General features: G+C 64.6%; 34 protein-coding genes. 11 read left to right on the top strand and 23 right to left on the bottom strand.

Features of this window, described 5'->3' with window-relative positions:
• The 7 genes from B0I00_RS15685 to B0I00_RS15655 all read right to left on the bottom strand — a co-directional run.
• Window positions 1-1,008: DEAD/DEAH box helicase (locus B0I00_RS15685; RefSeq protein WP_198519276.1), on the bottom strand; the 1,008-nt coding region annotated here is incomplete at its 3' end.
• Window positions 1,009-1,116: 108 nt separating this feature from the next.
• Window positions 1,117-1,473, bottom strand: coding sequence for a hypothetical protein (locus B0I00_RS15680; protein WP_100868346.1), 357 nt, complete (start codon window positions 1,471-1,473; stop codon window positions 1,117-1,119).
• Window positions 1,474-1,492: 19 nt separating this feature from the next.
• The gene (locus B0I00_RS15675; RefSeq protein ID WP_408635256.1) at window positions 1,493-1,702 is read right to left on the bottom strand and encodes a hypothetical protein; all 210 of its coding nucleotides are present in this window, start codon (window positions 1,700-1,702) and stop codon (window positions 1,493-1,495) included.
• On the bottom strand, window positions 1,699-1,941 hold the full coding sequence (locus B0I00_RS15670; RefSeq protein WP_100868345.1) for a hypothetical protein: 243 nt from the start codon (window positions 1,939-1,941) through the stop codon (window positions 1,699-1,701). Before B0I00_RS15670 ends, B0I00_RS15675 begins: the two co-directional genes overlap by 4 nt.
• On the bottom strand, window positions 1,938-4,994 hold the full coding sequence (gene mobF / locus B0I00_RS15665) for a MobF family relaxase (RefSeq protein WP_100868344.1): 3,057 nt from the start codon (window positions 4,992-4,994) through the stop codon (window positions 1,938-1,940). The genes B0I00_RS15670 and mobF overlap by 4 nt, the downstream gene beginning before the upstream one ends.
• Before the next feature lie 3 nt (window positions 4,995-4,997).
• The gene (locus tag B0I00_RS15660; RefSeq protein WP_100868343.1) at window positions 4,998-7,334 is read right to left on the bottom strand and encodes a type IV secretion system DNA-binding domain-containing protein; all 2,337 of its coding nucleotides are present in this window, start codon (window positions 7,332-7,334) and stop codon (window positions 4,998-5,000) included.
• Window positions 7,321-7,569 carry a CopG family transcriptional regulator gene (locus B0I00_RS15655; protein WP_232730307.1) on the bottom strand — a complete coding sequence of 83 codons (249 nt, stop codon included), beginning with the start codon at window positions 7,567-7,569 and terminating at the stop codon, window positions 7,321-7,323. Before B0I00_RS15655 ends, B0I00_RS15660 begins: the two co-directional genes overlap by 14 nt.
• A gap of 513 nt (window positions 7,570-8,082) precedes the next feature.
• On the opposite strand from B0I00_RS15655, the gene B0I00_RS15650 reads away from it, so the two are divergent.
• On the top strand, window positions 8,083-8,310 hold the full coding sequence (locus B0I00_RS15650) for a hypothetical protein (protein ID WP_100868341.1): 228 nt from the start codon (window positions 8,083-8,085) through the stop codon (window positions 8,308-8,310).
• Between the two features lie 127 nt (window positions 8,311-8,437).
• Here the strand turns inward: B0I00_RS15650 and B0I00_RS15645 are convergent, their stop codons facing one another.
• Both B0I00_RS15645 and B0I00_RS15635 read right to left on the bottom strand, forming a co-directional pair.
• Window positions 8,438-8,749, bottom strand: coding sequence for a hypothetical protein (locus tag B0I00_RS15645; RefSeq protein ID WP_100868340.1), 312 nt, complete (start codon window positions 8,747-8,749; stop codon window positions 8,438-8,440).
• A 433-nt stretch (window positions 8,750-9,182) separates the two neighbouring features.
• Window positions 9,183-10,226: a DUF2493 domain-containing protein gene (locus B0I00_RS15635; protein ID WP_198519275.1), complete on the bottom strand. Its 1,044-nt coding sequence runs from the start codon at window positions 10,224-10,226 to the stop codon at window positions 9,183-9,185.
• Between the two features lie 684 nt (window positions 10,227-10,910).
• Here B0I00_RS15635 and B0I00_RS15630 point away from each other — a divergent pair.
• From B0I00_RS15630 to B0I00_RS15615, 4 genes are read left to right on the top strand one after another with little or no spacing between them, the layout of a single operon-like run.
• Window positions 10,911-11,567, top strand: a complete 657-nt coding sequence (locus B0I00_RS15630; RefSeq protein ID WP_100868337.1) for a DUF6088 family protein — start codon at window positions 10,911-10,913, stop codon at window positions 11,565-11,567.
• Window positions 11,568-11,571: 4 nt separating this feature from the next.
• Window positions 11,572-11,910, top strand: coding sequence for a hypothetical protein (locus B0I00_RS15625; protein WP_232730306.1), 339 nt, complete (start codon window positions 11,572-11,574; stop codon window positions 11,908-11,910).
• Window positions 11,907-12,644 (top strand): zeta toxin family protein, encoded by a 738-nt coding sequence (locus B0I00_RS15620; protein WP_100868336.1) that lies wholly within the window; start codon window positions 11,907-11,909, stop codon window positions 12,642-12,644. The genes B0I00_RS15625 and B0I00_RS15620 overlap by 4 nt, the downstream gene beginning before the upstream one ends.
• The gene (locus B0I00_RS15615) at window positions 12,645-12,920 is read left to right on the top strand and encodes a hypothetical protein (protein WP_100868335.1); all 276 of its coding nucleotides are present in this window, start codon (window positions 12,645-12,647) and stop codon (window positions 12,918-12,920) included.
• 26 nt (window positions 12,921-12,946) lie between these two features.
• On the opposite strand, the gene B0I00_RS15610 is transcribed toward B0I00_RS15615, so the two are convergent.
• From B0I00_RS15610 to B0I00_RS15585, 6 genes are all read right to left on the bottom strand, one after another.
• Entirely contained in the window at window positions 12,947-13,822 is an 876-nt protein-coding gene (locus B0I00_RS15610) for a hypothetical protein (protein ID WP_100868334.1), read from the bottom strand.
• A 15-nt stretch (window positions 13,823-13,837) separates the two neighbouring features.
• Window positions 13,838-14,227: a PIN domain-containing protein gene (locus tag B0I00_RS15605; RefSeq protein WP_100868333.1), complete on the bottom strand. Its 390-nt coding sequence runs from the start codon at window positions 14,225-14,227 to the stop codon at window positions 13,838-13,840.
• Window positions 14,224-14,469 carry an AbrB/MazE/SpoVT family DNA-binding domain-containing protein gene (locus B0I00_RS15600; protein ID WP_100868332.1) on the bottom strand — a complete coding sequence of 82 codons (246 nt, stop codon included), beginning with the start codon at window positions 14,467-14,469 and terminating at the stop codon, window positions 14,224-14,226. The genes B0I00_RS15605 and B0I00_RS15600 overlap by 4 nt, the downstream gene beginning before the upstream one ends.
• A 168-nt stretch (window positions 14,470-14,637) precedes the next feature.
• Complete coding sequence (locus B0I00_RS15595; RefSeq protein WP_100868331.1) at window positions 14,638-15,132, bottom strand: MucR family transcriptional regulator; 495 nt, start codon at window positions 15,130-15,132, stop codon at window positions 14,638-14,640.
• Window positions 15,133-15,418: 286 nt separating this feature from the next.
• Entirely contained in the window at window positions 15,419-15,754 is a 336-nt protein-coding gene (locus B0I00_RS15590; protein WP_010890940.1) for a single-stranded DNA-binding protein, read from the bottom strand.
• A gap of 465 nt (window positions 15,755-16,219) precedes the next feature.
• The gene (locus tag B0I00_RS15585) at window positions 16,220-16,564 is read right to left on the bottom strand and encodes a thermonuclease family protein (protein WP_100868330.1); all 345 of its coding nucleotides are present in this window, start codon (window positions 16,562-16,564) and stop codon (window positions 16,220-16,222) included.
• Window positions 16,565-16,962: 398 nt separating this feature from the next.
• Here B0I00_RS15585 and B0I00_RS15580 point away from each other — a divergent pair, with 398 nt between their 5' ends.
• The 3 genes from B0I00_RS15580 (at window position 16,963) to B0I00_RS17105 (ending at window position 19,115) form a co-directional block, all read left to right on the top strand.
• A complete protein-coding gene (locus B0I00_RS15580; protein ID WP_100868329.1) occupies window positions 16,963-17,700 on the top strand; it encodes a DUF5131 family protein in 738 nt (245 codons plus the stop codon).
• Window positions 17,701-18,864 carry a three-Cys-motif partner protein TcmP gene (tcmP, locus tag B0I00_RS15575; protein WP_100868328.1) on the top strand — a complete coding sequence of 388 codons (1,164 nt, stop codon included), beginning with the start codon at window positions 17,701-17,703 and terminating at the stop codon, window positions 18,862-18,864.
• Between the two features lie 62 nt (window positions 18,865-18,926).
• Entirely contained in the window at window positions 18,927-19,115 is a 189-nt protein-coding gene (locus B0I00_RS17105; protein WP_157812600.1) for a hypothetical protein, read from the top strand.
• A 16-nt stretch (window positions 19,116-19,131) separates the two neighbouring features.
• Here B0I00_RS17105 and B0I00_RS15570 read toward each other — a convergent pair whose 3' ends face one another.
• Window positions 19,132-19,821: a pentapeptide repeat-containing protein gene (locus B0I00_RS15570; RefSeq protein WP_100868327.1), complete on the bottom strand. Its 690-nt coding sequence runs from the start codon at window positions 19,819-19,821 to the stop codon at window positions 19,132-19,134.
• A gap of 56 nt (window positions 19,822-19,877) precedes the next feature.
• On the opposite strand from B0I00_RS15570, the gene B0I00_RS15565 reads away from it, so the two are divergent.
• A complete protein-coding gene (locus B0I00_RS15565; RefSeq protein WP_232730305.1) occupies window positions 19,878-20,453 on the top strand; it encodes a YdeI/OmpD-associated family protein in 576 nt (191 codons plus the stop codon).
• A gap of 159 nt (window positions 20,454-20,612) precedes the next feature.
• The gene (locus B0I00_RS15560) at window positions 20,613-21,839 is read left to right on the top strand and encodes a DUF1173 domain-containing protein (protein WP_100868325.1); all 1,227 of its coding nucleotides are present in this window, start codon (window positions 20,613-20,615) and stop codon (window positions 21,837-21,839) included.
• A gap of 6 nt (window positions 21,840-21,845) precedes the next feature.
• On the opposite strand, the gene B0I00_RS15555 is transcribed toward B0I00_RS15560, so the two are convergent.
• The 5 genes from B0I00_RS15555 to B0I00_RS15535 all read right to left on the bottom strand — a co-directional run bounded on the left by B0I00_RS15555 (window position 21,846) and on the right by B0I00_RS15535 (window position 24,448).
• A complete protein-coding gene (locus tag B0I00_RS15555; RefSeq protein WP_100868324.1) occupies window positions 21,846-22,349 on the bottom strand; it encodes a hypothetical protein in 504 nt (167 codons plus the stop codon).
• A 100-nt stretch (window positions 22,350-22,449) separates the two neighbouring features.
• Window positions 22,450-22,962: a hypothetical protein gene (locus B0I00_RS15550; protein ID WP_100868323.1), complete on the bottom strand. Its 513-nt coding sequence runs from the start codon at window positions 22,960-22,962 to the stop codon at window positions 22,450-22,452.
• A 43-nt stretch (window positions 22,963-23,005) separates the two neighbouring features.
• Complete coding sequence (locus B0I00_RS15545; RefSeq protein ID WP_100868322.1) at window positions 23,006-23,329, bottom strand: hypothetical protein; 324 nt, start codon at window positions 23,327-23,329, stop codon at window positions 23,006-23,008.
• A 10-nt stretch (window positions 23,330-23,339) separates the two neighbouring features.
• Window positions 23,340-23,780: a hypothetical protein gene (locus tag B0I00_RS15540; RefSeq protein ID WP_100868321.1), complete on the bottom strand. Its 441-nt coding sequence runs from the start codon at window positions 23,778-23,780 to the stop codon at window positions 23,340-23,342.
• 62 nt (window positions 23,781-23,842) lie between these two features.
• Complete coding sequence (locus B0I00_RS15535) at window positions 23,843-24,448, bottom strand: SOS response-associated peptidase (protein ID WP_100868320.1); 606 nt, start codon at window positions 24,446-24,448, stop codon at window positions 23,843-23,845.
• A gap of 87 nt (window positions 24,449-24,535) precedes the next feature.
• On the opposite strand from B0I00_RS15535, the gene B0I00_RS15530 reads away from it, so the two are divergent.
• On the top strand, window positions 24,536-24,727 hold the full coding sequence (locus tag B0I00_RS15530; protein ID WP_100868319.1) for a DUF6771 family protein: 192 nt from the start codon (window positions 24,536-24,538) through the stop codon (window positions 24,725-24,727).
• A 16-nt stretch (window positions 24,728-24,743) separates the two neighbouring features.
• Here B0I00_RS15530 and B0I00_RS15525 read toward each other — a convergent pair whose 3' ends face one another.
• Window positions 24,744-25,100 (bottom strand): hypothetical protein, encoded by a 357-nt coding sequence (locus B0I00_RS15525; protein ID WP_100868318.1) that lies wholly within the window; start codon window positions 25,098-25,100, stop codon window positions 24,744-24,746.
• A 158-nt stretch (window positions 25,101-25,258) separates the two neighbouring features.
• Window positions 25,259-25,795, bottom strand: a complete 537-nt coding sequence (locus B0I00_RS15520) for a DUF736 domain-containing protein (RefSeq protein ID WP_100868317.1) — start codon at window positions 25,793-25,795, stop codon at window positions 25,259-25,261.
• Between the last annotated feature and the right edge of the window lie 118 nt (window positions 25,796-25,913).

Here is a 25,913-nt window from a genome sequence, read left to right as displayed (position 1 = left end):
CGCCGCAATACCGTATTCCATTTCGGCGACGCTATTGCCGTGATCATGGATGATGGCTTCGGCGCGTTCCCCGCTCGGGAGCCGGTCGGCGATGTATTGCGCACATTCACGAGCATAGGTCTGATTGGGCAGCCAGAACATCGCGCGTTCGGACATATGTCGCTGCAGATAGACGTCGGCGAGAAGGCGGATGCGATGGCGCACAATGGTCGAAACGTCAGATGGACGCAGCGAGCGGTCGAGCAACTTTTCGACCTGACCAGAAAGGTCATCATAGGCGAGCTCGGCACAATCTTGCTCAACTACGAAGCTTTGCCTCGCAAGCGACGAAAAGGCGGTCCCCGAGCTCCTTTCCAACTGTGCGACCGCGGCTCGCAATCTGAGACCGCAGTCGATCCGGACAATGTCCGTCGCATTGAGCAGTTCGAGATTGAACGCCTCCTGCATTCGCAGGACCGCAGAGCAACCCTCCCGAACTCCAAGTACCGCCTCGTTGACGTCCCAGGGAGTTGCCGAAACCCAGACGACTTTCCTTGCTGTCGCGCGGATTGCCTGAAAGGAGACATTGCTGTCCGGCCCATCGCCGCCGCCGATATGGCATTCATCGACAAAAACCAGATCGGGCGAAGCCGTGCCCACGAGTTCCTGGAGCCGGCCTCGCCGGACTGCTTCGCGATAGGATTGCCACGTTGTGCAACGCCATGACGCGCGGTTGGAGATCACGCCAGCGGCAGCGAATGCATCAAACTGACCGGAAGTCTGGTCAACGATATCAACGCTATGCGCAAGGTAGACCTTGGTCTTCTCTGCGCGGAGCTCGCCGATAAGCGCCATAGTAAGGGTCTTGCCCGATCCGGTGGGGGCCTCAAGATAGGCATGGCTCGAGGTCCTGAGGATCTCGGCGACCCGTGCTGCAAGGCGCGTCTGGTCAGCGCGTGGCTGCCATAACGCCTTGCGCCGCCTATTGCGAGCGACGGAGGTGGGCGGGGCATCGGCAGTAGCGAGCATTGGATCTCTCCTGGTTTGTGCGTGGCGACTGCAGCGCCCAACCGGTCGACAATGAATGAGCGGGTGGGCGCGGCCCGGTGGGAGGTGACCCGGACCGCACCTTCCCGATCAGGCGTAGACTGCGCGGTCGACACACTCGATGCAGTCGACTTTGCTCCCTTCGCTGACGGAATGATGATGGGCGTGCGTGTCCTCGTCCGGGCAATCCGAACAAAGGCCCTGCGCCTCATGCTGGGCGCGCGGCGAACTGTCCTTGGCATCCCCTTTGCGGGCTTCGAGCGCGTCGCGCAGCCGCGCGAGCTTCTGGCGGACCTGCTCGGTCATAGCCTCCCTGTCGGTTGCCCGCTGGGCGACCGCGGCCGACATAGCTGTCACAGCCGCGGCCTGTGGGCTCGCATCCGCTGCGAGGGCAGGGGTGGCCGTCACCGCAAGCAACGGCAGGGCGAGATAGAGGTAACGCTTCATCTTCGGTCTCCTTGGTTTTTCAGAAAAAGCCGGTCCGCCGACCAAACGAGAGGTCGGCTTGCGATGAATCCCCAAGCGCCGACCGGCGCACGCTCAGGGTGACACCCCGCTTGCCGCGGGCGCGGAAGTGGAGATCTGATGGATCGATGTTGTTGCGCTCGGCCCAGTCCTGCGCGTCGCGCTCGCTGGCAAAGTCGCCGATTTCGTCATGCTCGTAGGCCATGGTCATTCTCCAGAATGGGCAGCCGGGGGAGGGGCCGGCGATTGAGGAAGGGATGGGGCGGCCTCGGCGAGGAGCGCGACCACCGTTGCCGCCAGTGCGACGGCGAGCATCGCGGCGATCGCCAGGCCGCGCACCGCCGGCTCGGAAGACAAGAAAACCAGCACCGCCAGCCAGACCAGAGTCGCCTGCGCGCGGTCGAACACGCGGCTCGCGGCGTCGGGAGAAAAGGCGAGCCACGCCTTCAAAGGTCGAGCCCCAGCGTCTTTTCCGGAACCGGGAGCTGGCGCACCTGCGGCTCCGGGGCGGTTCCCAGCACGGCATCGAGCTTGGCCTTGAGTTCGGGGCTCATCTTGAGATCCGGCACCTGCCTGGTGTCGATCGGATTGTGGTGGCGCGGCTCGACCTCGACCTTGCCGGTCACTTCGAGCGCGGAGGTTTTGTTGCCCGGCGTGCGGTCGAGCTGCTGTTTCAGGCCTTCGAGGTTGTTGGTGACGACGGTCATGTCGTCGGTGGCGCGGGTGTTGAGAACGTTCTGCGTGCGCTGGGTGGCAAGGTTGCGCTGGGTCGAGGAGATGACCTCGATCGCCTGCGGCTTGGTCATGCCCTGCGCCATGTGAGCGTTGAGCGCATAGCCAAGGTCGAGCCGGCGGAGCATCGGATCGCCGGGGGTCAGCACCAGCTGCCGCTTGTTGGCAAGTTCGACCCGGATACCTTCCGGCCGCGCCTCGAGCACGGTGGCATAGGTCGACTTGGCGATGTCCCGGGCTGCGTCCATTTCGCGCCAGAATACGGTCTCGCCATCGTGGAGGCGGATCTGCTTCGCTTCATGGAGCCCGAGCCGGTCGAAGCGGTGGTCGGGATTGATCTGGTCAGGATCGATGACCTTGCGCTGGCCATCGCGCTCGAGCACGACCTTGCCGTCCTTGCGCACCTCGCTCACCCGGTATTCGCCGGCCTTGAGGCCGATCTCGCGCACCTCCATCCGCGCCTCGAGCACCTGACCGGCCCGGTAGGTCGAGGCGAACCGCAGCTCCTCGCGGGTGGCGTTGACGCTTTGCAGGGTGGCGAGCGGCACGCCCGCGCCGCTGAGGGTCCCTTCCTTGAGCAGGCCCGCCTGAACCCGCGCGTTGATCTCGGCGCGATCGTCACGCCCCGCGGTGAAGATCGCGGTCGCCCCGCGCTTGTCGGGGTCGAGGGACAGCCACAGTTCTGCGGCGCGGGCGACATGTTCTGGGCCCGCCTCGATCACGCGGCCGTGCGCGGCAAGCAGGTCGAGTGCGAGACCGGCATGGCCCTCGTTCGAGAGCCCCGCGACAGCGAGGAGGAGCGGCGAATTCTTCTGGCGGATGTTCTCGTCCATCCGCACGGTCGCCTGCCCAGAGGCCTGCGAGACCGCGAACATCTTGCCCTGCTCGATCGCTGACAATTGCTGGCGGTCGCCCATGAACGGCGCCTTGGCGAGGTCGAGTTGCTCGGCGAGCGTCACCAGGCGCAGCATGTCGCGCGAGGAAACCATCGAGCTTTCATCGGTAATGATGACGGTGTTGGCGAGCGCCGCCTTGGCCGCCTCGTAGCGCTCGCCGCTACCTGCAGCCGCCGCCGAACCGTAGGTATTGAGGAAACGGGCGATCGTGTAGGCCTCGATCCCTGCCTCGCGCATCTGGTCGGTCGACATGCCCTGGCCGCCGCCACCGCTGCCAACACCGCGAAGATCAGCGACCATCTTGTTCTGGAAGGCGAGCCCGACGAGCTTGACCCCTTGCGCGTCCAGCACCTTGTCGAGCGCGCCAAGCAAGGTGGATTTGCCGGCACCGGCGACGCCCTGGACGTTGAGGAAGCGATCTCTCCCTGAGAGTATCGCCACGCCCGCCGCGAGCTGGCCTTCGTTGAGCTGCCAGCTATCCACCCCGGCGCGCTCGCGCCCCAGTTCGCGCGCGGCCTCCTGCAGTCGCTCCATCGCCGCCTCGGGCGGCATGAAGGCACGGCCCTCGCCATGCCCACGGTCGATGGTGTCGAGGATCTTCTGCTCCATCGCCAGCGCGGCCGGCGTAGTGACGAGATCGGAGTGCCCGTCGAGCCGGTCGGACTTGCCGGGGATGAGGTGCCCGTCACGGATGAGCTCGCCGATCCGCGCAACGACGGCGCCGCCCTCGAGGCCCTTGATCTGGAACCCCAGCGCGCTCGCCAGGATTGCCTGCGGCGAAAATGCCGCTTCGCGCTCTGAGAGATGACGAATGGCCGAAGCGGTGGCGTGCTGTGCCTTGATGGTGTCGGCCGACAGAAACAATGCTGCGGCCCCGCTCACAGCAAGCGGACTTGGGGTGCGCAGCGCGGCATTGATCCGGGTCGCGACTTCGCCGATCGCAGCCGTTGCCGTCTCGCGGAAGGTTGGTTTTGCCTCGATGTCGGCACGCGCTTTGGCCTCGGCAATGAGCGCCTTGCCGTCGAAGCCAAGCTGGGCCGAACGATCTTGCCACGATTGTATGAGGCCTGCCCGGTCCTCGACCGCGAGCTTGGGATCGCGCGTGGTGACGGTGACCCGGTCCTGTCCCTTGGGCGATGATATGCCCAATTCTTCTACCTTGGTCAGAATGTCTTCGCGGCGCTGGCTGAACTCCTTGATGACCTCAGCAGGCACGCCCTTGATCTCGAACGAACCGTGCTTGCCTGAAGCTTCGGTCTCGTAGCCGAGCTTTTGCAACTGCGCGCGGAATGCAGCGTGATAGAACTGACCGATCGTGGTGTTGTTCTTCCAGATCTCGCCGTTCCACAGCGCCTTCCAGGTGCCTTTGGGGTCGCAGGTCAGGTTGGCGACGACGGCGTGGATATGGCCTTGCGGATCGAGCGCGCGGCTCGTGTCGTGGGCGAACAGGGCATAGACGAGATTACCGGTCTTCTGGGGTTCGCCGCTGCGGCTGCGCTCATAGTTGCGGCTCTCGGCGAACTGCTTTTCGACCAGCTGCGACATGGTCGATTTGACCGCCGCCAGGTGCGCATCGAGAATCCGCCGGTCGCCGCTGACCAGCGCCAGGATCGAGGCAGACTTGGGCATCGAAAAGGTGAGATCGAGACCCAGGCGCCGGCCTTCGACCTGCCCGACCATCTCGCCATCGGGCAGCTTCCCATTGAGGATGCCCTCGAACGCATCCCGCTCGACTTGCCCCTCGAGCCCAAGTGCGCGCGCTCCTTCGCCGCCCCAGACCCCTGCTTCCGCGTGTTCATCGGCCGAGTAGTAGTTGTCGTTGGCGAAGTAGTCGGCAGCGCCGCTCGACGACCTGACGGATGCGATCGAGTGCATGGCCTACATCTCCAACCCGCCGTCGTCGGGCGCAGGGCTCTCGATTTCGGCCTCCTTCGCGCCTTCCCTGCCGCGGCTGCCAGCGCCACGTTCGTCGATGGCTTCGTTGAGTTCGCGGTTGGCTTGCGCTTGCCTTTGGGGCGCAGGCTTGGCCGCTTGCTGGACCGACTTGGGTCCAGCCTCGGGATCGCGGGCGTGGGGCTGGGAGGGGCCGCCCGCGATCTGCTGGCTGACGATCATCGAGCGTCCCAAACTCGACACCGGGAGTTCGACCGGGCCGACTGGCTGCGCCGCAGCGAAGTTCAATTCTTCCTGCGTTGGCGGGGCCTTTTTGCTTCGTGCCGCTGCCTCCTCCGGGGCCCTATCTCGGGCCAGTTCAAGCTCGTCCTTGGTCTCGCGGCCGCCTGCCTCTTCGGCCTCGTCACCTTGCGCCTCGCGCATGAACTCAATGGGCTCAACGTTTTGCCGCAGGACATAGCCTTCGGCGACCTTGGGATAGTCCTTGTAAGTGAGCTTGATCCGCGCCGCATCGAAGCCTTCGGGGAACACGAGAAAGCCCCGCAAGGAAGGTAGCTTCATGATGTCATCGGGCAGGACGAGCGGTTGCACTTCCGAGCGCGGGGTGATCGTGGCGGCGTCGCGGATGTTGGAATAGCCGTAGCTGTAGGCCTCATCCATCATCCGCACTTCGCGGTGACCGATGTAGTCCGAGCAGTGCTCGGCGGTGTCGCGATCGGCGGCCGCGAGGATCAGCTTGGTGCGCGCCAGCGAGGCGAGGTTCTGCGCGCCCTCCTTGCCATAGGTCTCGGCAAGCTTGGCGAATGAATGAATGCCGAGCACGAAGGCGCCGCCGAAGCCGCGCGCGGTCTGCAGGCCATCCTCGATTGCCGGCAGGCGGTGCAGCGCATGGACCTCGTCAAAGAAGTACCAGGTGCGAAGATCGCGCGTGCGCGGCAGGCGCATCAGCGTATGGACCGCAAGGTTCATCCACAGCGACAAGAGCGCCCGGTTGAGCACCAGTTCGTTGTGCGAAGAGGTGATGAACAGGATTGCGCCGGGCTTGTCCTCGGCGCGGATCCAGTCGCTGATCGAGAAGGGCTCCTTGCCCTCGGGAAGAAAGCGCAAGGCCTGGGCATTGGTGTTGAAGACCGCGCGGATCGATTCCGCCATCTTGGCCGCTTCAGGCGCGGTCAGCGGATCGGCAACGGTGTGTTCGAGAAGCTTATGGACCTCTTTCAGGTCCGCCATCATCAGCCGGCTCGCCAATGCCTGGTTGGTCGCCTCGCCGAGCTTGATCAGCTTGATGCAAGTCTCGACGAACAGCGTGCGCGCCGCGAGCATCCAGAAGGGTTCGGCGCCGCCGCCATCGGCCGGGAGAAGGGCGGCTGCAATCCCCGTGAAGTCGGCGTGGTTCTTGGCTTCGGCGAATACCGACCAGCTTGGACAGCGCTCGTCCATCGGATTGAGGATCGTGTCGGTGTCGGGGTTGTAGAAGGCTTCGACGTAGGCACCGGTGAGGTCGAATACGACCGCCCGGTCGCGCCGTGCGCGCATCTGCGCAATGAGCGCGCGCATCTGGGTGGTCTTACCGGTCCCGGTCGAGCCGATCATGATCGTGTGGGCCTGTTCGGTGCGCCAGGGGAAGGGCACATCGGCCATCGAATAGGCGTGGTGGATTCCCGCAGCCTTGCGCTCGACAAGCGGCATGGCGATGACTTGCTGGAGCGTCTTGCCGGGCAGCTGCTGGGCGACTTCCGCGCCAAGCATGTCGCGGTTGTGGGCGTTGATGACCGCGGCAAGCTCCGGCCCATCGACGAGCATCGCCCCGCGCTGGTGGCGCTCTTCGAGGATCGACTTGCCGCGCCGCTTCGAGAAGTCGACGAACCATACCGAAATAGGCACGGCGACGAACAGCGAGATGAACAGCGAACCCCAGATTGCCCGCATGAGCTTGTTCCACGCGATCACGACATCCGGGTGCGTGGCGACCATCGCGACAGGCGCGCGCACCACTTCGCCCGAGGGCAGGGTGAGGTTGAGGATCTTGCGCGGATTGAACTCCATGAAGCTCCATCCGGCGGCATAGATCCGCATCAGGATCATCTGCACTTCATGCTCGTGGAGGAGCAGGGCGAGGACGATCGAGAGCGACACGAAGAAGGTGAAGAACCACACCAGCAGCGGCATCTTCGCCGAGGCGAACCACATCATGAATTCGTGCGTGATGAGCTGCGAGCCGCGGGTGAAATCGCCGGCATTGCGGGGCATGTTGCCGCGCGCCGAATGGTGCTGGAGTTTGCCCGGGCGCGCCCGGTCCGACCAGGTGTCAGGACGCGGCACAGACTGCCTCCATCCGCGCCTCTGCTTCAGTGATCAGCGCGTCATGGGCATCGGGGTATTGGCGCTGGACGATGAGGTCGGCGACGAGGAAGAGATACTCGGCCGAAAACTGCCTGCGCCGCTCCTGTTCGGAACTGCCCGACACTGTGCCCAGGAAATGCTCCAGGGCGATTCGCAGCAGGTTGGAACGGGAGACCTGTTTTGCAGTGGCCGCTGTCTGCGCAGCATCGGCCAAGCCTTGCGGAAGCCGGACCGTAATCAGGACTGTTTCTGACATCGCCAAACCCTTCGAAAAGGGCCCGGCGGGAATTGCGCGAAGACAGTTCTAGGCGATCATCGAACCCTTGGCAAGCAAGGGCCTGACTCAAGGCTCGCGTATTACATTGTAATACCGATCAAATCGCGGAAATTCAGGCGGTTCGGACGAGTGCACCTCGCTGTATTACGAAGCGCATCATTCCGCATCACCTGTACACTAACGGAATTCCGCCATTCTTCTAAACGGACCTCCGTGTAGGGTGTGCACCTCTTCCCCTTGATCCCGTAGATTTGATGGCTCGCGGGTTTTGGTGGTTTTGCCCGAATCCTGTGGGGGCTTTCTACGCCCCCTCGGCGGCAACTGAGGCCGCCGGATCGCTCGACTTTCGTAAGCTCAGACGCGGCGATTGGGGCAGGGGGCTTGCCAAGCTGGCCAGGATGACGATCCTCGCGCGCGGGAGGTTTCAGCACCAACCCACGAGGTATCATCATGGCCAGGAAAGGAAGTCTCGAAGCGGAACGAGCATCGATCGCAAAGGAGCGTCAAGCGCTGGAAGCGCGCGAGGCGAAACTGCGTGACAGCGAGCGGGCGGCAAGCGTTGAACTGATGCAGAAATCGGTTCTCGGCAAGGCGCCGTTCGAGAGGGTCGAAGGCTTCTTCGCCGCTCTCGCTAAGCTCGGTCTCGACGAAGCCGAGAAACGCCTTCGGGCAAGCTGAAACCGGCCTTGCAAAAGGCCAGCGCAGTCGGGGTTCGATGCCCCGGCTGTGCTTTATCCGGACGCGCAAAAAAGGGGGCCGGAGAGCCCCTCGTCGGAGCCCTCCGGCGCTGCGGCCGATGGTCATTTCAGAACGGGCAGTCCGCATCCCATTCGGGATCCATCACCACGCTCATGAAGCTTGCGGCACGGGCGATGTTCGCCTCGTCGAAGTCGTCGGCCATCATGCCGGGGACGGAATGGACGATCCGGTCGATCAGGTCCTGCGGCAAGGCGTTGTAGTCGCCTTCGTCGATGGCGAGGAAGCAACCGAACTCGTCCTCGATGACGTGCTGGTCGAAGAAGCTGTGCTGGGCCCGGATAGTAGCGGCGCGTACTGCCGCGTCATAGCTGATCGGGTCGAAAGCCGGGATTTCGAGGGTCTTGGTAAGAGCGTTCATGTGAGCCTCCTGTCAAAGGAATTGAAGAGGTCTCCTCAAGGATGGCCGAGCTTGGTCCGGGTCAGGAACGGGCCGCTGCGCGGACCGCCGCGCAGCGGGGGTGGGGGAGCCGATTTTTTCGTCTTCTTCAGGCGAAAAAATTGGGGGAACCGCCCTTCTTGACGCGGGCCAATGGCGGCCATCAAACTTGGAATTCTGCGAGAGTATTTAACCCTGTTGGTCAGCACCTCGGGTGCCCCCGGCCCGGGTCTCGCCCGCCCGGCCGATGCGAAGGCTTCGCGGCCCTGCCAGCAGGCCGTCAGGCCGTAACTGGCGAGGCCAAGAAGCGAGCGAGCCGGGCCGTCCAGGTATGCGTCCCGAGCGACAAAAATGAAGGGCATCCGGCGGTGAGACCGGACACCCTTCTGGTTGATTGGGACGGTTGCGCGCCTGCTCAGAACGGCGGGAGATCGTCTCCATTGGCCACCCGCTTCATCGCCGGACGCTCAGCATGCGCCGGGGTCTTGGCGCGCTGCGCCGGAGCCTCATTCTGGGCCGAAGCGTCGCGCACGATATGCAAGGGGATGCAGGCCTCGCGCAGCCGGTCGGCAAGGTTCGCCTGGATGCCGCCGCCGCTGCACACCACGGCCTCGACCGGCTTGAATGCGAGCATCCGCACATTGCGCTGATAAGGCGCCGAAGGTCCCCGCGAGGTATCGGGCTTGCACAGGATCACCGGGACATTGTGGCGCGACGCCCAGGCTGCCGCGATCACGTCCGCGCCCTTGTTCTGGGCCGTCGTCGCCAGTGCCATCGACGGCACCCGCGCGTGGATCGCATCGAGGTATTCTTCTACGAGCGCGATATCGGTGAACTGCTGCCCGCCCGAGAACACCACGACCGGGCCCGACGGGGCGAACTGTTCGCGCCGCTGTGCCTTCTGCGCCGCGAGATAATCGCGCGCTTCGATCATCGAGGCATTTGTCTTCGAGGAGACCCGCGAGCCGCGCACCGGTGAGAAGGGGCGGCCGGTTTCGACGAGGTAGATCCGGGCGGCATGGTCGCGCATGCATTCCATCGCGTCGCGGCATTCGGCGAGGCTGCGGGCCTGCATGGTGAGATCCTCAAGGTCGGTCGCATAGACCTCGCTCGGATCGTATTCGCGCAGCTTTTCCTGCAGCCTGTTGGCCATGGCATCTTCGCGGTCATCAAGCCGCTTCGCCACCACATGGAAGCTGTTGGCGATCCCCCAGGCGACTTCGCTGGCGAAGTCTTCCATCCGGGTGTCGCGGAACAGGTCGAAGACCGTTGCCAGCATCATCTCGATCGCGGCCTGCGCCACCTCGGGATCGGGCATTTCGCTGCTGCTCGGTTCGTGCTCGATCGAAAGCTTGGCAAACTCGGTCTGCTCCATGAATGCCCGGGCGTAGTCGGGCGTGGCGACTTCACGCGCATAGTGTTCGGCAAGGTCGGCGAAGTTCGAGAAACGGTCCGTCATGATAACCTCCAAAAGGAATTGTCTCTCATCGGACTGATGAAAGATGCCCATCGGAAGGACGCCGGAGTCAGGCAGTCAGGGACGGCAGCGCCTCCGCGCTGCCGCCGCGAAGAGCGGGCGCGGGGGGAGCCGATTTTTTGAACCAAGGCGTAGCCGCAGGGGCGACAAAATCGGGGGGCACCCGCGATCCTTGACGGCCGCCAATCACCCAGGCGTCATGCTATGGCGATGCTGATTTCGCTCAGCCACCGAGATGAGAGAGAGATTACGGTTTTGCCCCCGAACCCCTTCAGGGCGTTCGGGGTTAACCGCAAAATGCCATGTCCTCTGCGCCCCGTCTTTGCACACTCGATTAGACAGAACTCAGGCTGAAAGCGGGGCGCCCTGGCTGCGCCGCCCCGGCGCGGCCAGCACGAAAACCGGACCCCTCGCCGCAGACAGTCAGTCGGCCCGTGGCCCGGTGCATAGCACGGGCTCGGGACGGCGACGGAGGCGGAGGCGAGAGTGCCGGCGGCCCAATGAAAGAAGCCCCGCACCCGCAGGAGCGCAGCCCGCTAGGGCGCGCGGGACCGAGTGCGACACTCTTGACGGGGCCGCTCATTATGCTCGAGTTCGGGATGTGCGTGGAGCAATGGTTCGTTAGAAAAACCTGTGCTAGTTTCTAACGAAAGGAGCAATCAAAGCATGTCCGCCGTGGCCGACAAGATCATGAGGCGCGTTCGCGCGAAAGGGCGAGGGTGGGTCTTCACGCCCAAGCACTTCATCGACTTCGGCACTCGCGGCTCAGTCGACATGGCATTGTCGCGTCTCGCGCAAGCGGGCGAGGTCCGCAGGGTTGGTCGCGGCCTCTATGATTATCCGAAGCTGCACCACAAGCTGGGCGCGTTGACACCGGACGCCGAGATGATCGCGCTCGCTGTGTCGGCGCAAAGCGGCGACCAGCTCGCGCCCTCTGCTGCTACCGCAGCGAACGGGCTTGGCCTCTCGGCGCAGATACCGGCGAAGCCGAGCTGTGCGACGACGGGGCGAACGCGCGTGCGCATGGCTGCAGGCCGTAGTGTCGCGCTTAAGCACAGCCGTGCACCGGTGCTGGGTAACGCATCGGAGACGGCGAACGGCGTGGTCCAGCTTCTGGCCAGTCTCGGACGGAATAAGGTCGATGCCGACGCCATTGCCCATCTCTCCGACCGGCTCGATAACAAGGATATGCAGGCGCTGCTCAAAGGCAGACCAGTGATGCCAGGTTGGATGGGGGATGTCGTTCTTCGATTGAACGCGCATCGTCGCAGCGCCATCGACGCAATCAGGGGTGGCAAGAATTCACCCGAAGGGTTATCTTGAGATCATGGCGAAGCAAGGCACCAATTCCCGTACCGGAACTAACGGCCAGTATGTCGTCGTTCGCACCAAGGGCGCGCGTGGCTCGAAGGTGAAGTTCGGCAGCGTGACCATCAGCGGCAACAAGCCATCGGCCGGTTTGGTCAAGAAGAACATCGAACGCAGCACGGCAGCGCTTGAGCGCGTCGTGAAGCGCCTCGAGCGTCCGGGCGTCGATATCCGCGCGAAGAAGGATGTGCCGCAGTTCTCGGTGGCCGATGGTGAGCCTGGCGTGTTTATTCGCCGGCTTAACGGGCGCATCAATCGGGGGCGTCTGGTCAACGGTGCGTTCGAGGTCATCGATTGACCGGTCTTTCGGAGGCCGTCGAACAGATTCTCGCGGCACAGCAGAAGACCAAGAAGCCATTGGCGATCGTTCTCGCGGGCCATAACGGCTCTGGCAAGTCGACGATGTGGCGCAAGCGGCTCTCCGGGCAGTTGCAGATCCCGCTGATCAATGCGGACCGCATGATGCTTTCGATCCTTCCGGAGCCAGGAAGCGATGGTGCGCTCGACGAGTGGGCGCAGACGTTGCGCGATACAGATGAAAGCTGGATGCGCGTGGCGCAGGACGGCGTCCTAGCGTTCGTCGGCCATGCGATGGGGGCCAAGGTCCCTTTCGCAATGGAGACCGTGTTTTCGTACTGGGAGGAGCAGCCCGACGGGACCGTGCTTTCGAAGATCGACCTGATCGAGGACATGCAGCGCGCGGGCTATTTCGTTCTGTTGTTCTTTGTCGGGCTGACAAATGCCGAACTTTCGATCCTGCGCGTCCAGACGCGGGTTGCCGAACACGGGCATGACGTACCGATGGAACGGTTGCTGAAGCGGTTCCCCAAGACCCAGCGCGCAATCGCAGCGGCGTCCAAGGTCGCCGATGCCGCGATCTTCACGGACAACAGCCGGGATCTCAAGCAGGCCTTCACCGTTTGCCGTGTCCAGCTCGGCGAGAGCGAACTCTACGACCTGCGATCAGGTCCTGCCAGCGTGCCGCCCGCAATCGCGGAATGGCTCGAGGTCGTGGCGCCACGCGAGGCTTAAATGGAATTCGACGACCAGATGCGGCGCTTCTTCGGGACCGATGATCTCGGAGCGGTTTCACCCGCAGCAATGGCCAGCGGCGTCGAAAGGATGCAGGTCGAGTTCGGGCTCGAGACCGACAAAGGTCGCCGGTTCGCGATGTGGTCGCTGCTCTATATGCTTGGTAAGGCACCGGACCTCGACGTCGCCTTCAAGGACGAGCGTGATCGCGATGCGGCGCGCACGTTCATGGACCTGCTGGACCAGGCGAATGAGGACGCACGCGGCGCGCACTAAGGCGCTGCTCCACACATGTCAGGCGTTCAATGGAGCGTTTCGCCATCGCGGTTGCGCACGGGTTCCCTGTCCGTGCAGTGAGCAAGCCATTCTATGGCACCATGGGTGCAGAACCAGTCGATCCCGAGTTCCTGAGCATACCATGCGGCTTCGCTTTCGCGTCCGGGCGAATAGGTGCCGGATTCCTCGTGCCAAAGCTCTGAGTTGGCGAGATAGTGTGGGATGTGGCGATTGGTGAGGTAAGCTTTTGCCGCCATGTCATGCGTTTTCTCGCAGTCGCCTTGCGTACGGTAGGCAAGCAGCACGCGGGTGAATTCCATGAATGCCGAGATTTCATCACGGTGCTTGTCGAGCAAGTTTTCCGCTGCCTGATAGGCATCCGACCGGATTAGCCATATCAGAAGGACGTAGCGCAGACCTTGATTGTCGTTCGGATTGAGGTCGAGCATCTCGTGCAAGTGGGCGATTGCGGCGATCCGCTCACCCTTGTCACAAGAATACCAGAGATCCTGAGCCAGCGCGAAACGCGCGCGCATATAAGGGCGGGTATCGAGAACCAGCCAGAAATCGCCCTTGGCCTCGGCAAATCGTCGTTCGCCGACCGCGAGTTCACCGGCGCAAACCGCACGCAAAAGATATTCGCGGCGCTGCGAGTCCGAGAGATTGCGAAGCTCGGAGAGTTGCAGCCAGGCATCAGCGCAAAGCGGCGACCGGGCGAGGGCTTTGCGGGCCAGCAAATTGCGACGCGTCCGGTCAGGCTCGTCCCAAGCGTCATAGGCAAACTGCTGCGCTTCGTTGATATCGTCGGAACTGCCGCCGCCGCCGCCGCAGCTGGAAAGCTTGCGCAGTCCATCGCAATCCGGGAAGCGTTCGAGGTCGGAGCCGGATTGCTTGGACGTCATCTCAATTGCCTTCCCTCAGCGAATGACTGCGACGCTGACCCCGGCGGCATCGGCCACGGTCCGCCACTGCTTGTCCGCGGTCAGGGCCGGGAGGCCATCGCGGCGGGCCAGCGCAAGACAGAACCGGTCGCCGAGCGACAGGCCGGCTTCGGCCGTCGCAGCGCGCAAACGCCCGGCGATCGTGGCAAGGCCCTGGTCCGCATCGACGATGGCCATCGGCAATGGCTTCAGCATCGCATCGACTTCGCCCGCGGGCATCCCAGCGTGGATAAAGTGACTGACGACTTCGGCAAAGTTGACGCTGGACATGCGGGCATCCGCGATGGCGTCGGCCACCTTGTCGGTGCCGGGCTCGTCCCGGAGCAAGGCAAGGAGTGCCGAGGCATCGAGCACCACTTCGCTCATTCGCCCGATTCCTCGCGGCGCCGGGCAAGGAAGGCATCGACCGAGGCCTCGGGCTTCCCGCCGGTGTACTTTTTCGCGAGCGCCTGCGCGTGAGCGATCGACTGGGCGACCGTGCGCAGGATGACGCCATCCTCGGTTTCCTCCACCAGCAAGGCGCCGCCACCGGCCAGGCCGAGCCGCTTGCGGATATCGGCCGGCAGGCTCATTCGGCCGTTAGGCGTGATCGTCACTTGAACCGTCATGGCAGTGCTCCAGGTCGCCAGAATGGATCTACTGCGAGATCCATGTTGGGGCATGAATTAAAGCTTATGCCATAAAAACAAAAATGTGTCACGCCCGCCGTTTTATGGCACGATCGTCTAGATTGATAATCTTTCTTATGTTAAATCAATGGCTTATTGGCAATCGGATCAGGCGGCGTCCGCCGATCCGAACGCCACACCCAGCTTCTTGCGCGGCTTGGCGGCTTTGGGTGCCTTTGCCGGTGCCTTTGCCGGTGCCTCAGGCACAGCGGCCTTCGGCTTGCGGCCAAGGCCGATCCGGACCGCGAGTTCCTTGCGCTTCGCGGCATAGTCAGGCGCGACCATCGGATAGTCGGCCGGCAGGTTCCAGCGCGCGCGGTACTCGGCCGGGGTCATGCCGTGATCGGTGCCAAGGTGACGCTTCAGCATCTTCATTTTCGCCCCGCAGTCGAGACAGGTCACGGCGTCGGGCTTGACCGACGCGCGGACCGAAACTGCCGGGGTGAGCTTTTCCTCGACCGGTTCGGGTGCCTGGCCGAGCGCAGCAAGCGAAGCATAGACCGACTGGATCAGCCCCGGCAGCTCGTTGGCCGAGACCGAATTGTTGCTGACGTGGGCGGAGACGATGTCGGCAACATGGTCCAGCAGGGTTTCGTCGGCCATGATCTTTGCGCTTCCTCGAAGTGGCGATGCTGGACCCTATGGGTCCAAGCGAGGAATTGCCAGTTCAAGGCCGCGAATTCAGGAGGCCCATGAACAAAAAAATGGGGCCAGCATTGCTGCCGGCCCCGTGAAAGTCTTGGGAGAGGATGCCTGAAAGGCAAGGCTGATATGGGTCGCGGCCACCTATGCTGCAAGTGCGAAAAGAGCCGACGCCGTTGAATTTTTCGCATCGAGCTTCGTCCGAGATGCCCGAAGGGAGGCGGCAGTGCCGCCTCCCCGGCTCGGTTCAGAGGAAGAGGACTTCCTCGGAGACGATCTCGACCGCGTAGCGCTCGACGCCTTCCCGGTCGGTCCACTTCGAGTAGTGGAGGCGGCCCTGGACCTCGACCAGATCGCCCTTCTTCTTGTGCTTGGCGACCGAAGTGCCGAGGCCGTTGAAGGCGGTGATGCGGTGGAACTCGGGGATCGTCTCGGTGTAGCCGGCCTCGTTCTTGACCGTCTTGCCGTCGACCAGCTTGGGCCGGTCGGTGACGAGGGTGAACGAGGTGATCGCGGTTTCGCCGGCGTGGCGGGTTTCGGGGGCGGACGCGATGCGGCCGATCAGGATGACGAGGTTCTTCATGGGTTGTCTCCGGTCTTGAATTCGGCGGAACCGCCCGCCGATGACCCAGACAGGCGGCGCCGTTAGGCCCGGGCCCGCACCGAGCGGCACGCGAGGGAAACCCAAAAGCGAGGAGTGGTGCGGCAAGCCCGCCAGGGCTTCACGGTCCGCTGCTTTTGGGTTGCGGCCGGGGACTGGCGCCGCAGGGTTCATCGGCAAACGAAGGGCGGTTTCGTCAATTCATGCCGGAAATCAGCAAGACCCTGGAGCCGTCAGACCTGATCGTTTGTCAGCCCGCCCCGGATCTGCGCCGCAGTGCATGCGCGCCTTACCCGAACCGGCACTGCCGCCCTGCCGGGAGGCATCGTCAGAACGAGGCGCTCCGATGCTTGCTCGATCCATCAGCGCCGCCTCGGCGCTTGGCACCGCAGCCGCGCAAGTCAGCTCGATCCGAGGTCCGAACAGCGCGCCCCTCGAAGTGGTTCCTCAACGCCAGGGCCGTGCGAGACCCTGCGAGATGAAGTAGTCACCGGCATCAACGCCATTCACCGAGACGGTGGCCAGCGTCCGCCCATAGGGATCGGTCCCGAGCCGTTCGATCATGACTCGGCCGCGCGACAGCAGCCGGACGAGCGCCACGCGCGAGGCTTCGCCTGCGGCAAAGTCACACCAGGCATAGGACCGGCGTCGGTCCTGACATTTGGGGCTGTCGGGTAGCTCCGGCGCGTCGATGTTGGAAATCCGCACCCGCTCGCGGCCGCAGCGGATCGTGTCGCCGTCGTGAACCGAGGGTGAAAGGCACAGGACGGCGGCAGCGAGAACGACAGGCATGGTCGGAACCCTAGCAACCCGTCCCGTCAACGCCAATGGCCCCGATCGTCACCCGCAGGGCCGGCATCCATGCCGGCGAGCTTGGGTGGGCGGCGGTGCGCCAGCGCCGACGCGCACCCTAGCGAGTAGAGCGGGTCGCCCCCAGCCCGCGTGGGGCGTGGGCGCAGGGGTGCCCCCATCTCGAACGATTGTCCTATCATCGCGGACAAAGAATGCAGTCGAGTGATCACCGGGCAGTTCGAGGCCGATGCGTCAGCAGGCTTGGAGACTGGACTGGATATTCTACCTAATTGAACCTCCACATCGATGATGGATTCCAATCTAGGCTGATCTATGATTCAATGGCTTTGCTGATTGCGGTCCATGGAGGCTGTTAATTGTACAGATCGGTGACCTGAATGGCGGAACAGAGTGCAATCGAGTGGACTGATGCAACGTGGAACCCGGTAACGGGCTGCACGAAGATCACAGCTGGTTGCGACAATTGTTATGCCCACCGCTTTTCGGAGCGGTTCCGGGGCGTTCCAGGGCATCCGTTCGAAAACGGGTTCGATCTCACCCTTCGACACGAACGGCTCGATCAGCCGTTGCGCTGGCGGCGAGGACGGATGATCTTCGTGAACTCGATGAGCGACCTCTTCCACAAGGAAGTCCCCAAGGCATTCATCGACGCGGTGTTCGATACAATGGAGAGTGCCGACTGGCACACCTATCAGGTCCTGACGAAACGCAGTCCCCGGCTGCGCGACTACATGTCCAAGCGTTATGCGGACCGGGTTCCCCCGGCACACATCTGGACCGGGGTGTCGGTCGAGGACCGGAAGGGCGCGGCGCGGATCGAGCACCTTCGCCAAGCGCGCTCGGCCGTGAGGTTCTTGTCGGTCGAGCCACTGATCGGTCCTGTCGGACCAGTCGATTTGACGGACATACACTGGGTAATCGCGGGTGGTGAAAGCGGTCCCAGCGCACGTGTCATGCAAATCGAATGGGCGCGGGAAATTCGCGATGCCTGCCGCGTGCAGGGGGTGCCGTTCTTCTTCAAGCAGTGGGGCGGCTTTCGGCCGAAGTCGGGCGGGCGCGAACTCGATGGCCGGGAATGGAGCGAATGGCCCACCGCTAAACGGATGGTCGGCTGAGTGTTGGAGTCCCGTTGGTACGAAGGCCGCGAACAGGCGCTCGTCAAGCACACCTTCCTCGACACGTATATGCCCGCGCAAATACCCAAGATCGTCAGCTGGGCCGACACGTTCTGTTATGTCGACCTGTTCGCCGGGCCCTGGCAGTCGCGAAGCGGCGATTACTCGGACACCAGTTTCGGGATTGCGCTCCAGCGCATGTGCGAAGCGAAGGCGAAGCAGGCGGAACTGGGTCGATCAGTGCACATGGTGGCGCATCTCGTCGAGAAGGATCCGAAGAACTTTGCCGAGCTCGTCGAGGCGGTGAAGCGCTTTCCCCAAGTCGAAGTGCATTGCTACCAGGGTCTGGCCGAACAGCACGCGGCCACCATCGCTGCAGCCTTGCCGGTGCGCGCCTTCCGCTTCGTTGTGATCGATCCAAAGGGCGTCCCTGACATTCGGAAATTCCAGTGCCTGATCGAACCGGACCGAACCGAAGTCCTCCTCAACTTCATGTTCCAGTTCGCGAACCGCTTTGCCGGGTCGCAGGACCGCATGCCGACGCTCGAGGGCTGGCTCGGCGACCTCCAGGGCGAAGCGGAATGGCGGTCGGAATTCGTCGAGCTGCGCGGCGCAGAGCGCGAAGCCGCGATTTCGGAGCGTGCTCGCCAGGTGCTGAAGCGGATGGGCACCTACGCTTTCGCCCCAGCGCTCACCGTTGATGAAACCGACGTCGATCGCACACTCTACAAGCTGATCTATCTCACGCGGCACCCGGCCGGGATCAAAGTTTTTCGCGACGCCCATCGAAAGGCGCTCGAGACCCAGTCGGAGTACCGGACGGCAAAGAAAGCCGAGGTCCGGAAGAATGCGACCGGGATGGACGACCTGTTTGCGCAGACTACGGTCATGGAGCCCGGCGAGCGCAGCGCCCGGGCAATCAGCGAGGGAGAGACGCAGGCGCGAGCTTTGCTCTTGCAGCGAATTGCCGACAGCGCCGACGGCCTCGAGTGGAAGACGCTGTGGCCCGCTGTGCTGGACGCTTGCGTCGTGACCTACGGCGCTCTGGGCGAGATCGCCCGCGGCCTCTGGTCGTCAGGCGAAGTCGAGGTTCCCGCCTGGCAAAGCCAGGCAGTCAAACGACCGAAGGACGAGTTTCATTTCAGATTGCCACAGGCCGGATAGGCCCGACGCGCTTGATCTGCTAGCATCTGCGCGCTTTTGAACATCGGACCAGGAACGCCGAGATGAGTAACGACAATGTAATGCCGAGCGCACTGCAGGTCGCCCGCGCAGTGTCGGCGGTGCTGGGCAGGAAGCTTGCCGATCAGGCGGCAGGCGAGATCGTGCTGACTCGTGAGGAAGCTGCGCTGTGTCTTGGGCTGGCCGACGGCGTCGTCGAGAACCTCGAACAAAGCGAGGGCAAAGCGGGCTGAGCCCCCTGCCCCTGACCTAACGCACGTTGAGCCCGAGTTCCCCAAGCAATTGCCCGGCCTGTTCGCGCGAGATCGTCGCACCGCGGAACAATCCCGCATCAACCAGACGCAGTCCGCCAAGGTCGGCACCGCGCAAATCCGAGCCTTCGAAACGCGAACCCGCAACCATCGCCTCGCGCAGGCTGCAGTCCTCGAAAACCGTCATCCGGAAATCGCCCTTGCGCACGTCGGCACCTGAAAGGTCGACCCGGCGCAGAGTTTCCTTGCGGAACGAAAATCCGGGCAGCTTGGCGCTGACCAGCAGGACTTCCTCGAACTGGACGTGCATGGCGCGTGCTTCGGTGAAATCCGCACCAGTGAGCTTGGTGCCAACGAACTTCGCCGAGGTCAGCGTCGCGCGCCGCCACACCGAATTGTTGAAGTCGCCGCCCGAGAACGCAGCCTCGCTGAGATTGGCACCGACGAAGCTCACGAATGGAGCCCGGCAACCCTGCCAGACCGAGCCTTCAAGCTTGGTCCCGCTGCAATCGGCTTTCCGCAGATTGCAGCGTTCGAACCGCCAGCCCGTGAGGTCGAGCCCGGAGAGGTCCGCCTCTTCGAGATCACACTCAATCAGGACCTGCGGCGGGCCGCCACCGAGCGGAGAAAGGTCGGACCGCGTCAGCGTCCGCCCCGAAAGGCCGCGAGGAGAAAACAGGTCGTCCATGCCCCTGCCCTAGCCGCCGTTGGCCGGTGCCGCTAGGCTCGCGCGCGATGACGGAAATGCGTGGGAATTTGCCGATCCTGCTGTTTGCGAGCCAGGCCGCGTTTGGCGAGTGGCTTGCTAAGCAGGGCGATGACGCCCCCGGCGCCTGGCTACGCTTTGCCAAGAAGGGCGCGAGCGTCACCAGCCTCACCAAGGCGGAAGCGATCGATGCCGCGCTCTGCCATGGGTGGATCGACGGCCAGCTCGACAAGTACGACGGGGCAAGCTGGCTGATCCGCTTCACGCCGCGAAAGCCTCGCAGCAAATGGTCCGAGGTCAACCGCAAGCGGGCAATCGAGCTCATCGTTTCAGGGCAGATGCAGCGCCGCGGCATCGCCGAGGTCGAGCGGGCCAAGGCCGACGGACGCTGGGAAGCGGCCTATGCCCCGGCGAGCACAGCCAAAGTTCCCGAGGACCTCGCTGCGGCGCTTGGGGCAAACCCCGAGGCCAAGTCCTTCTTCGAAGGGTTGACCGGAGCCAACCGCTACGCGGTGCTCTACCGGATCGGCGCGGTGAAAAGGCCGGAAACCCGGGCGCGCAAGATCGCCAAGTTCGTGGCCATGCTCGCGCGCCGCGAAACCCTCCACGGCTGAGCCGGAGCGGACCAAACCCGGTCACCGGACGTCTTGCCGCAGCGCAATGCGCGGCATAGACTGACCCCAGCGTGCCCATCCGGGGCCGCGTTCAACCGAAGGAGATGCGCGAGAGGTCGAACGGGCAGCGTCGATCGCGAGAAATTGGAGCAGAACCCAATGATCCAGCGATACCGTGTGCTCGGCCGCAGCGTGGCCGAAGGCGAAGAACTTCAGCCGCTTCTGGCAAAGGCCTACGCGCAAAAGGTCCAGGTCCTGTGCGAATGCCGCAAGGGGTTCGACCTGCCGCTCTACATTTCGCACAGGAATGACCGCTACGTGCTGGCGCGCTGGCCCGGCTCGGGTGCGCGCCACGCGACTGCCTGCGATCACTACGAGGCGCCCGATTACCTGACCGGCATGGGTCAGGTCCGCGGCGCGGCGATCATCGACGATGAGGCCAGCGGCGAGACCAGCCTCAAGCTCGGCTTCCCGCTCTCGCGCGGCAGCGCCCGGCTCGCCCCGGCAGCGCTGACCAACGACAAGCCGACAGTGAAATCGTCCGGACAGAAGCTGTCGATGCGCGGGCTGCTCCACGTCCTGTGGGACCGGGCCGAGCTCACGCATTGGCATCCCAAGATGGCGGGCAAGCGCAGCTGGTTTGTCGTGCGCCGCGCGCTGCTCGAGGCAGCCGCGTCATGCCGGGCGAAACAGGAAGCCCTGCCCCATGTGCTGTTCGTGCCGGAAAGCTTCAGGCTCGAGGACAAGGAGGACATCCGCGCCCGTCGCCGCGCTGCGCTCGAGCGGGTCTATCGCTCGCGCGACGAGATGATGGTTGTGGTGGGCGAGATCAAGGAGATAGTCTCGGCGCACGGCGCGGAGCGTATCGTCCTGCGCCATGTCGGCGACATGCCGTTCGTGATGGACCAGGACATGGCGCGCCGGTTTCACAAGCGCTTCGCGGGCGAACTCGCGCTGTGGCAGGCGCAGCACGGCGCCAAGGGCGAGCAGGATCACCTGGTGCTCGCGGGCTCGTTCGCCAGAAGGCGCGAAGGCACCTTTGACCTGATCGAGGTGGCGCTGATGCCGGTCACACCGGAGTGGCTTCCCTACGAGACCAGCGACGAGCGCTACCTCCTCGCCAAGGCGGTCGCCGAGAAGCGCCGGTTCGTGAAAGGTCTGCGGGTCAACCTCGACGTTGACACGCCGATCGCGAGCCTGGTGCTGAAGGACACCGGCGAAGAAGCGTGTGCGGTCCATATCCATGACCGCGACAACGAAGTGGCCGAACCGCTCGAGGCCCTGCTCGCCGGGCAAGGCGTCGTGCACCGGTTCTGGAAGGAAGGCGAGCCGCTGCCGGCCCGCGTTTCGCGCGCCCGGCGAACGTGGGAAGCGCAAGCCGCCTGAGCGTACTCAGTCGTCGGCGCGCGGCAGCGGCCGGGTCGGCAGGGGATCGATCCGGCGCGGGCCCGGGGACGTTGCGCGCAGGGCTTCGAGAAGGGCGGGAACCTCATCCGCGTGCTGGGTGATCTCGATCCGCTGGAGCGAGACGATCGTCCAGACCGCAAGTTGGGGCCGCTCGGTGACGTGGACCGAATAGGCGATCGGCAGCTTCTCGGGGTAGAGCCACAGCAGCAGGACGGGGAGCGCGGCGAGATTGGGGCGGCCATCGATCGCCAGCAGCGTCATCACGCCCGTGTCCCGGTCGTAGCGGCAGGTGATGCCGAGCGGCTCGGGATGGCCGACAAGCCCGAGGATGGTCGGCTTGGCGTTGGCGCCGAATACCGCATGGAGTTCGCCCGGCGGCTGCGCGGCCGGGTCATGCGCGAGATCGGCAAGGAACAGTTCGACCGCGGCAAAGCGCGCGGCCTCCTCGCGGGTGCAGGAAAGTTCGCAGGACAAGGTGTGGGAGGGCATGGCTCGGGGGCTTTTGCTGGTGCGCGCGAAGGTGCCGTGCCCGGACGGAGCACCCGCCGGGACAGACAGAAGAACGGCGCAGATGCGCGCAGGTGAAGGGTCAGAGGACGAGGTGGCGCTCGACATGCGCGCGCTCGCGTGCTCGCTGCAGATTGTAGACGGGAACGCCGTGTGTGGCGGCAATGCGCAGCGCCTGGCCGGTGCCGCCCGAGGCTTCGCCGTCGGCGGTCCAGCCCAGCACGAATTCCGCAGGGCTATTGAGCGCGGGGCCCAGCACCTGGAAGACATTGCGGGTGTGGAGGTCCTGGACGAAGCGCGAGAGCCCGGCGAAGGCGGTATGGTGCGCGGCGGCAATCTCGCGCGCCCTGCCCCACAGCTCCGGTCCAAGCGTTCCAACATGAAAGGTGCTCGCCGAGCCGCGCCAGTCCGGGACCGGCAGGAAGATCTGCGCCGCGCTGCCCGCGCCGCGTTCGAAGGCACTGTCGGCGCCGATCGCGTGGCCCGAGCGCAGGACGTAGCCGCGCTTCATGAGCGCGAAGGCGGCGCGGGTCATTACCCCAAGAACCTCGGGCGGCGTCGCGCGCGCGCCGATGCCGGTGTAGGTGCGAAGCATGGTCGGTCTCCCCATAGGAACACCGGACCCAAGCCCCCTCCCCTTACCGATCGACGGCTTCCGCCGGATACCAGTCCAGCACCGGCGGGTTGGAATGGACCGCGTCGAACGCGGCAATCGCGGCGTGGGTGATCCAGGTCGCGGGATCGCGCAGCGCGACATAGGCCCCGTAGAAGCGGCCATTGCAGGCCACGAACTGGGCATGGACATCGCCGGTGACGGCTTCGCTGACGAAGAACCCGGCAGCGCCGCGGCAATGGACCGGCGGGAGCACGCCGAGCATCTCGTCGTGGAACGCCTCGCTCACCCGCGAGAGCGGAAACCGAGCGAGCGCGGCGGCGCGCGCCGGATCGGAATCGCTGCTCATGGTCTCCCCCTCAGACGATCTGGAACGGCGGGATGGTCAGTTCAGCCCGGGCCAGCTCGCGCTTGAGATCGCGCAGCCGGGTGAAGCCCTTGATCCACGCCGGGGGAAAGAGGACCCATTCGTCCTCGCTCGCCGTGTAGTCACGCAAGGGTCCGCTGCCGTCGAACAGGATGATTTCGGGGAGGTATGCACCGAGGCATCCGCCCGACCAGCGGCGGAACGGCAGACCGTGCGCGACGCAGAAGGCGTCGATCTCGGGGATCTGCCCGCCGTTGAGCTCGGTGCCGTAGAGTTCGAGCGGCTCGTCCGCGACGAGCGCGGCGGGATCGAACGGTTCACCGTCCCATTCGACGCGCAGGTCGTAGTTGCCCGCGTGTGCGGCGAAGGTTTCAAGGTGCTCGCGCGGGCATGTGCCGCCGATGGTGATGTGAACGGGAGCGCGGTCGCCCATGGGCCAGGTCCTTTCTCGTGGGTCGTTGATCCGACCCCGAAAAAGCCCCCCTCCCCTTAATGTCAGCCGCGGCGGGCGGCCCAGCGCTCGGGAGTGCGGTCGACCTCAAGCTCGCTTGAGCATGTCTGGCACAGCGCAAAGGCCTCGGCAGGGGTGCCTGCCAGCCATTGCTCCCAGTCCCTCCGCGCTAGCACGACCGGCATGCGGTCGTGGACGTCGGACATTTGCGGGCAGCCATCGACCATCACCATCGAATAGGCCTGGCCCCATTCCTCGGTCGGACGCCAGAGCCCGGCGACGGCGAAGACTTCTTCGCCCGATAGCGAGTACCAGGTGCGGGTCATCTCGCCCTTGGCGCCTTCAGCCTCGGCCCAGGCACTGACCGGGATCAGGCAGCGGCGGCGCTCGAAGCTGGCCCGCCAGAACGCGGTCCCGAGCTTGTCCTCACGCGCGTTGTTGACCGGCTTGGGCTTCAGCGGCTGACCGCTCTTGCCCTTGAGCACGAGCGGGAATCCCCATGTCATCACCCGGGCCTCGCCCTCTGCGACGACCAGACCCGGATAGCCGGGATAGACCTCGGCCGCGAAGTTGGCGCCCTCCCCTGCCCGCGCGCCGAATAGCCGGGCGATCTCTGCTTGCGCCTTGGTCATACGGTACAGGTTGCACATGGCCCGATGCTCGGTTGGACGGCCCGTCGTGTCAATCGCCAGGGCTCGCCCCTTGCAAATATGTTCTCTCTATGTTCCATTGCTCGGATGGAACGAATCGATACGTCTGCTGTCGCGCATGCGATCCTCGACGCCCCCGGTTGGGCACGGGTCGGGATCACCGCTCCGAGTTCATGCCTGCGCGAAGACGCCGCACTGGAACTTGCCCGGGTCATTGCCGATGCCGTGACCGCACCTGCCCGCCAGAAGGCCGAGGCACAGGCGTCGCTGCCACTCTGAGGCCAGCAGGACTGCGTCACTCGGCAGGCATGTCCAGCAGCGGGATGAGCTGCGGATCGAGCGGAAATCCCAGACGGCGGGCAAGGTCAGCGGCGTGTCGGAAGTCGGCGGCGCGCACGTGAAGCGATCTCGCAAGCGCGGCGAGGTCTTCGCCGGGTTTCGGCGGCGCCAGGGCATGAAGTTTGCCGCAGGTCTCGGTCACCGCGAAAGGCCAGGTCATGGCGATCGCCACTACCTGCTCGGTCAGTACGATCAGGGTGTCACCGGTCCTAATCGCTTCGTCGCACTGCGAGGCGTCATAGGCATTTCCGGTGCTCGCGAAGGCGTGATGGCGCCGCGTCTCGAAGGCGAAACGGTCGCTGTCGGTCAACATGTCGGGATCTCCAGAGTGCCCCAGGCAAATAAAGTGGCGGAACGCCGGGCGGGGGGCAGGCCGGCGTTCCGCCTCAGGCCGCGCGGGGGGCGATTGCGCGGCCTTGCACGGGGACGGGGACCCGCGAGTGGGTCCCCGTCGGTGGAGTGGTTGGACGATCAGGCGTCGACGAGGGGCGGCAGCGCGCCTTCGTGTTCCGCGCCGTCCTTGGCCTGCGCGCGGCCGCGCTTGCCCGGAGGTGTCGCGGTGCTGTCGCCGAGGCCATCGTCGTGGCGAGCTTCGCCGGCGTGCTCGCCGCCGCGGTCGTTGCCGGCCACGTCGTCAGCACCGAACATGTCGTTCTCGCCGTATTCGGCCGAGCCGAGCTGGCTGCTGCGACGGCGCGGACGCTGCCAGGCCACCGCCATCGTGCCGTCCTCACGCGGGAAAGCGGCGATGTAGAGCGGCTGCGCCATCGACGGATCGTCGATCTTGCCCTGGTAGAAGCTCTCGCCGGTGGAGTTCGAGGACAGTTCGAACAGCGCGCCGACGATCACCCAGCGGCGCTGGTCGTTGAGCGCGACGATCTCGTACTTGGGCGCGCGCGGGTTGCTGGAGGTCACGGGCCGGAGGCCGATGGTGCGGGTGATGGTGAGCGTTTCGACGGAGCCGATCAGCTGGCCGTTGGCGTTCTTGCGGATTTCACCGATGTTCATGGACTGTCTCCTGGTAGGATTGATTGCGACCGAACCCCTTGTCCGGTCACTCTCTTCCCACCCCCTTCCCTCCCGGCCGTCAGGCCGAAGCTGCGGGCTCTGCCCGCAGGGGGCGTCC

Origin of the sequence: Novosphingobium kunmingense, assembly GCF_002813245.1 — a bacterium.
GTDB classification, from domain to species: domain Bacteria; phylum Pseudomonadota; class Alphaproteobacteria; order Sphingomonadales; family Sphingomonadaceae; genus Novosphingobium; species Novosphingobium kunmingense.
This window is presented reverse-complemented; position numbering and strand designations above follow the sequence as displayed.

Excerpts from the sequence above, each read along its gene's own strand:
- B0I00_RS15680 (WP_100868346.1), bottom strand. The coding sequence starts at position 1,473 with ATGAAGCGTTACCTCTATCTCGCCCTGCCGTTGCTTGCGGTGACGGCC.
- B0I00_RS15675 (WP_408635256.1), bottom strand. The coding sequence starts at position 1,702 with ATGACCATGGCCTACGAGCATGACGAAATCGGCGACTTTGCCAGCGAG.
- mobF (WP_100868344.1), bottom strand. The coding sequence starts at position 4,994 with ATGCACTCGATCGCATCCGTCAGGTCGTCGAGCGGCGCTGCCGACTAC.
- B0I00_RS15650 (WP_100868341.1), top strand. The coding sequence starts at position 8,083 with ATGGCCAGGAAAGGAAGTCTCGAAGCGGAACGAGCATCGATCGCAAAG.
- B0I00_RS15645 (WP_100868340.1), bottom strand. The coding sequence starts at position 8,749 with ATGAACGCTCTTACCAAGACCCTCGAAATCCCGGCTTTCGACCCGATC.
- B0I00_RS15635 (WP_198519275.1), bottom strand. The coding sequence starts at position 10,226 with ATGACGGACCGTTTCTCGAACTTCGCCGACCTTGCCGAACACTATGCG.
- B0I00_RS15630 (WP_100868337.1), top strand. The coding sequence starts at position 10,911 with ATGTCCGCCGTGGCCGACAAGATCATGAGGCGCGTTCGCGCGAAAGGG.
- B0I00_RS15625 (WP_232730306.1), top strand. The coding sequence starts at position 11,572 with ATGGCGAAGCAAGGCACCAATTCCCGTACCGGAACTAACGGCCAGTAT.
- B0I00_RS15615 (WP_100868335.1), top strand. The coding sequence starts at position 12,645 with ATGGAATTCGACGACCAGATGCGGCGCTTCTTCGGGACCGATGATCTC.
- B0I00_RS15610 (WP_100868334.1), bottom strand. The coding sequence starts at position 13,822 with ATGACGTCCAAGCAATCCGGCTCCGACCTCGAACGCTTCCCGGATTGC.
- B0I00_RS15605 (WP_100868333.1), bottom strand. The coding sequence starts at position 14,227 with ATGAGCGAAGTGGTGCTCGATGCCTCGGCACTCCTTGCCTTGCTCCGG.
- B0I00_RS15600 (WP_100868332.1), bottom strand. The coding sequence starts at position 14,469 with ATGACGGTTCAAGTGACGATCACGCCTAACGGCCGAATGAGCCTGCCG.
- B0I00_RS15595 (WP_100868331.1), bottom strand. The coding sequence starts at position 15,132 with ATGGCCGACGAAACCCTGCTGGACCATGTTGCCGACATCGTCTCCGCC.
- B0I00_RS15590 (WP_010890940.1), bottom strand. The coding sequence starts at position 15,754 with ATGAAGAACCTCGTCATCCTGATCGGCCGCATCGCGTCCGCCCCCGAA.
- B0I00_RS15585 (WP_100868330.1), bottom strand. The coding sequence starts at position 16,564 with ATGCCTGTCGTTCTCGCTGCCGCCGTCCTGTGCCTTTCACCCTCGGTT.
- B0I00_RS15580 (WP_100868329.1), top strand. The coding sequence starts at position 16,963 with ATGGCGGAACAGAGTGCAATCGAGTGGACTGATGCAACGTGGAACCCG.
- B0I00_RS17105 (WP_157812600.1), top strand. The coding sequence starts at position 18,927 with ATGAGTAACGACAATGTAATGCCGAGCGCACTGCAGGTCGCCCGCGCA.
- B0I00_RS15570 (WP_100868327.1), bottom strand. The coding sequence starts at position 19,821 with ATGGACGACCTGTTTTCTCCTCGCGGCCTTTCGGGGCGGACGCTGACG.
- B0I00_RS15565 (WP_232730305.1), top strand. The coding sequence starts at position 19,878 with ATGCGTGGGAATTTGCCGATCCTGCTGTTTGCGAGCCAGGCCGCGTTT.
- B0I00_RS15560 (WP_100868325.1), top strand. The coding sequence starts at position 20,613 with ATGATCCAGCGATACCGTGTGCTCGGCCGCAGCGTGGCCGAAGGCGAA.
- B0I00_RS15555 (WP_100868324.1), bottom strand. The coding sequence starts at position 22,349 with ATGCCCTCCCACACCTTGTCCTGCGAACTTTCCTGCACCCGCGAGGAG.
- B0I00_RS15550 (WP_100868323.1), bottom strand. The coding sequence starts at position 22,962 with ATGCTTCGCACCTACACCGGCATCGGCGCGCGCGCGACGCCGCCCGAG.
- B0I00_RS15545 (WP_100868322.1), bottom strand. The coding sequence starts at position 23,329 with ATGAGCAGCGATTCCGATCCGGCGCGCGCCGCCGCGCTCGCTCGGTTT.
- B0I00_RS15540 (WP_100868321.1), bottom strand. The coding sequence starts at position 23,780 with ATGGGCGACCGCGCTCCCGTTCACATCACCATCGGCGGCACATGCCCG.
- B0I00_RS15535 (WP_100868320.1), bottom strand. The coding sequence starts at position 24,448 with ATGTGCAACCTGTACCGTATGACCAAGGCGCAAGCAGAGATCGCCCGG.
- B0I00_RS15530 (WP_100868319.1), top strand. The coding sequence starts at position 24,536 with ATGGAACGAATCGATACGTCTGCTGTCGCGCATGCGATCCTCGACGCC.
- B0I00_RS15525 (WP_100868318.1), bottom strand. The coding sequence starts at position 25,100 with ATGTTGACCGACAGCGACCGTTTCGCCTTCGAGACGCGGCGCCATCAC.
- B0I00_RS15520 (WP_100868317.1), bottom strand. The coding sequence starts at position 25,795 with ATGAACATCGGTGAAATCCGCAAGAACGCCAACGGCCAGCTGATCGGC.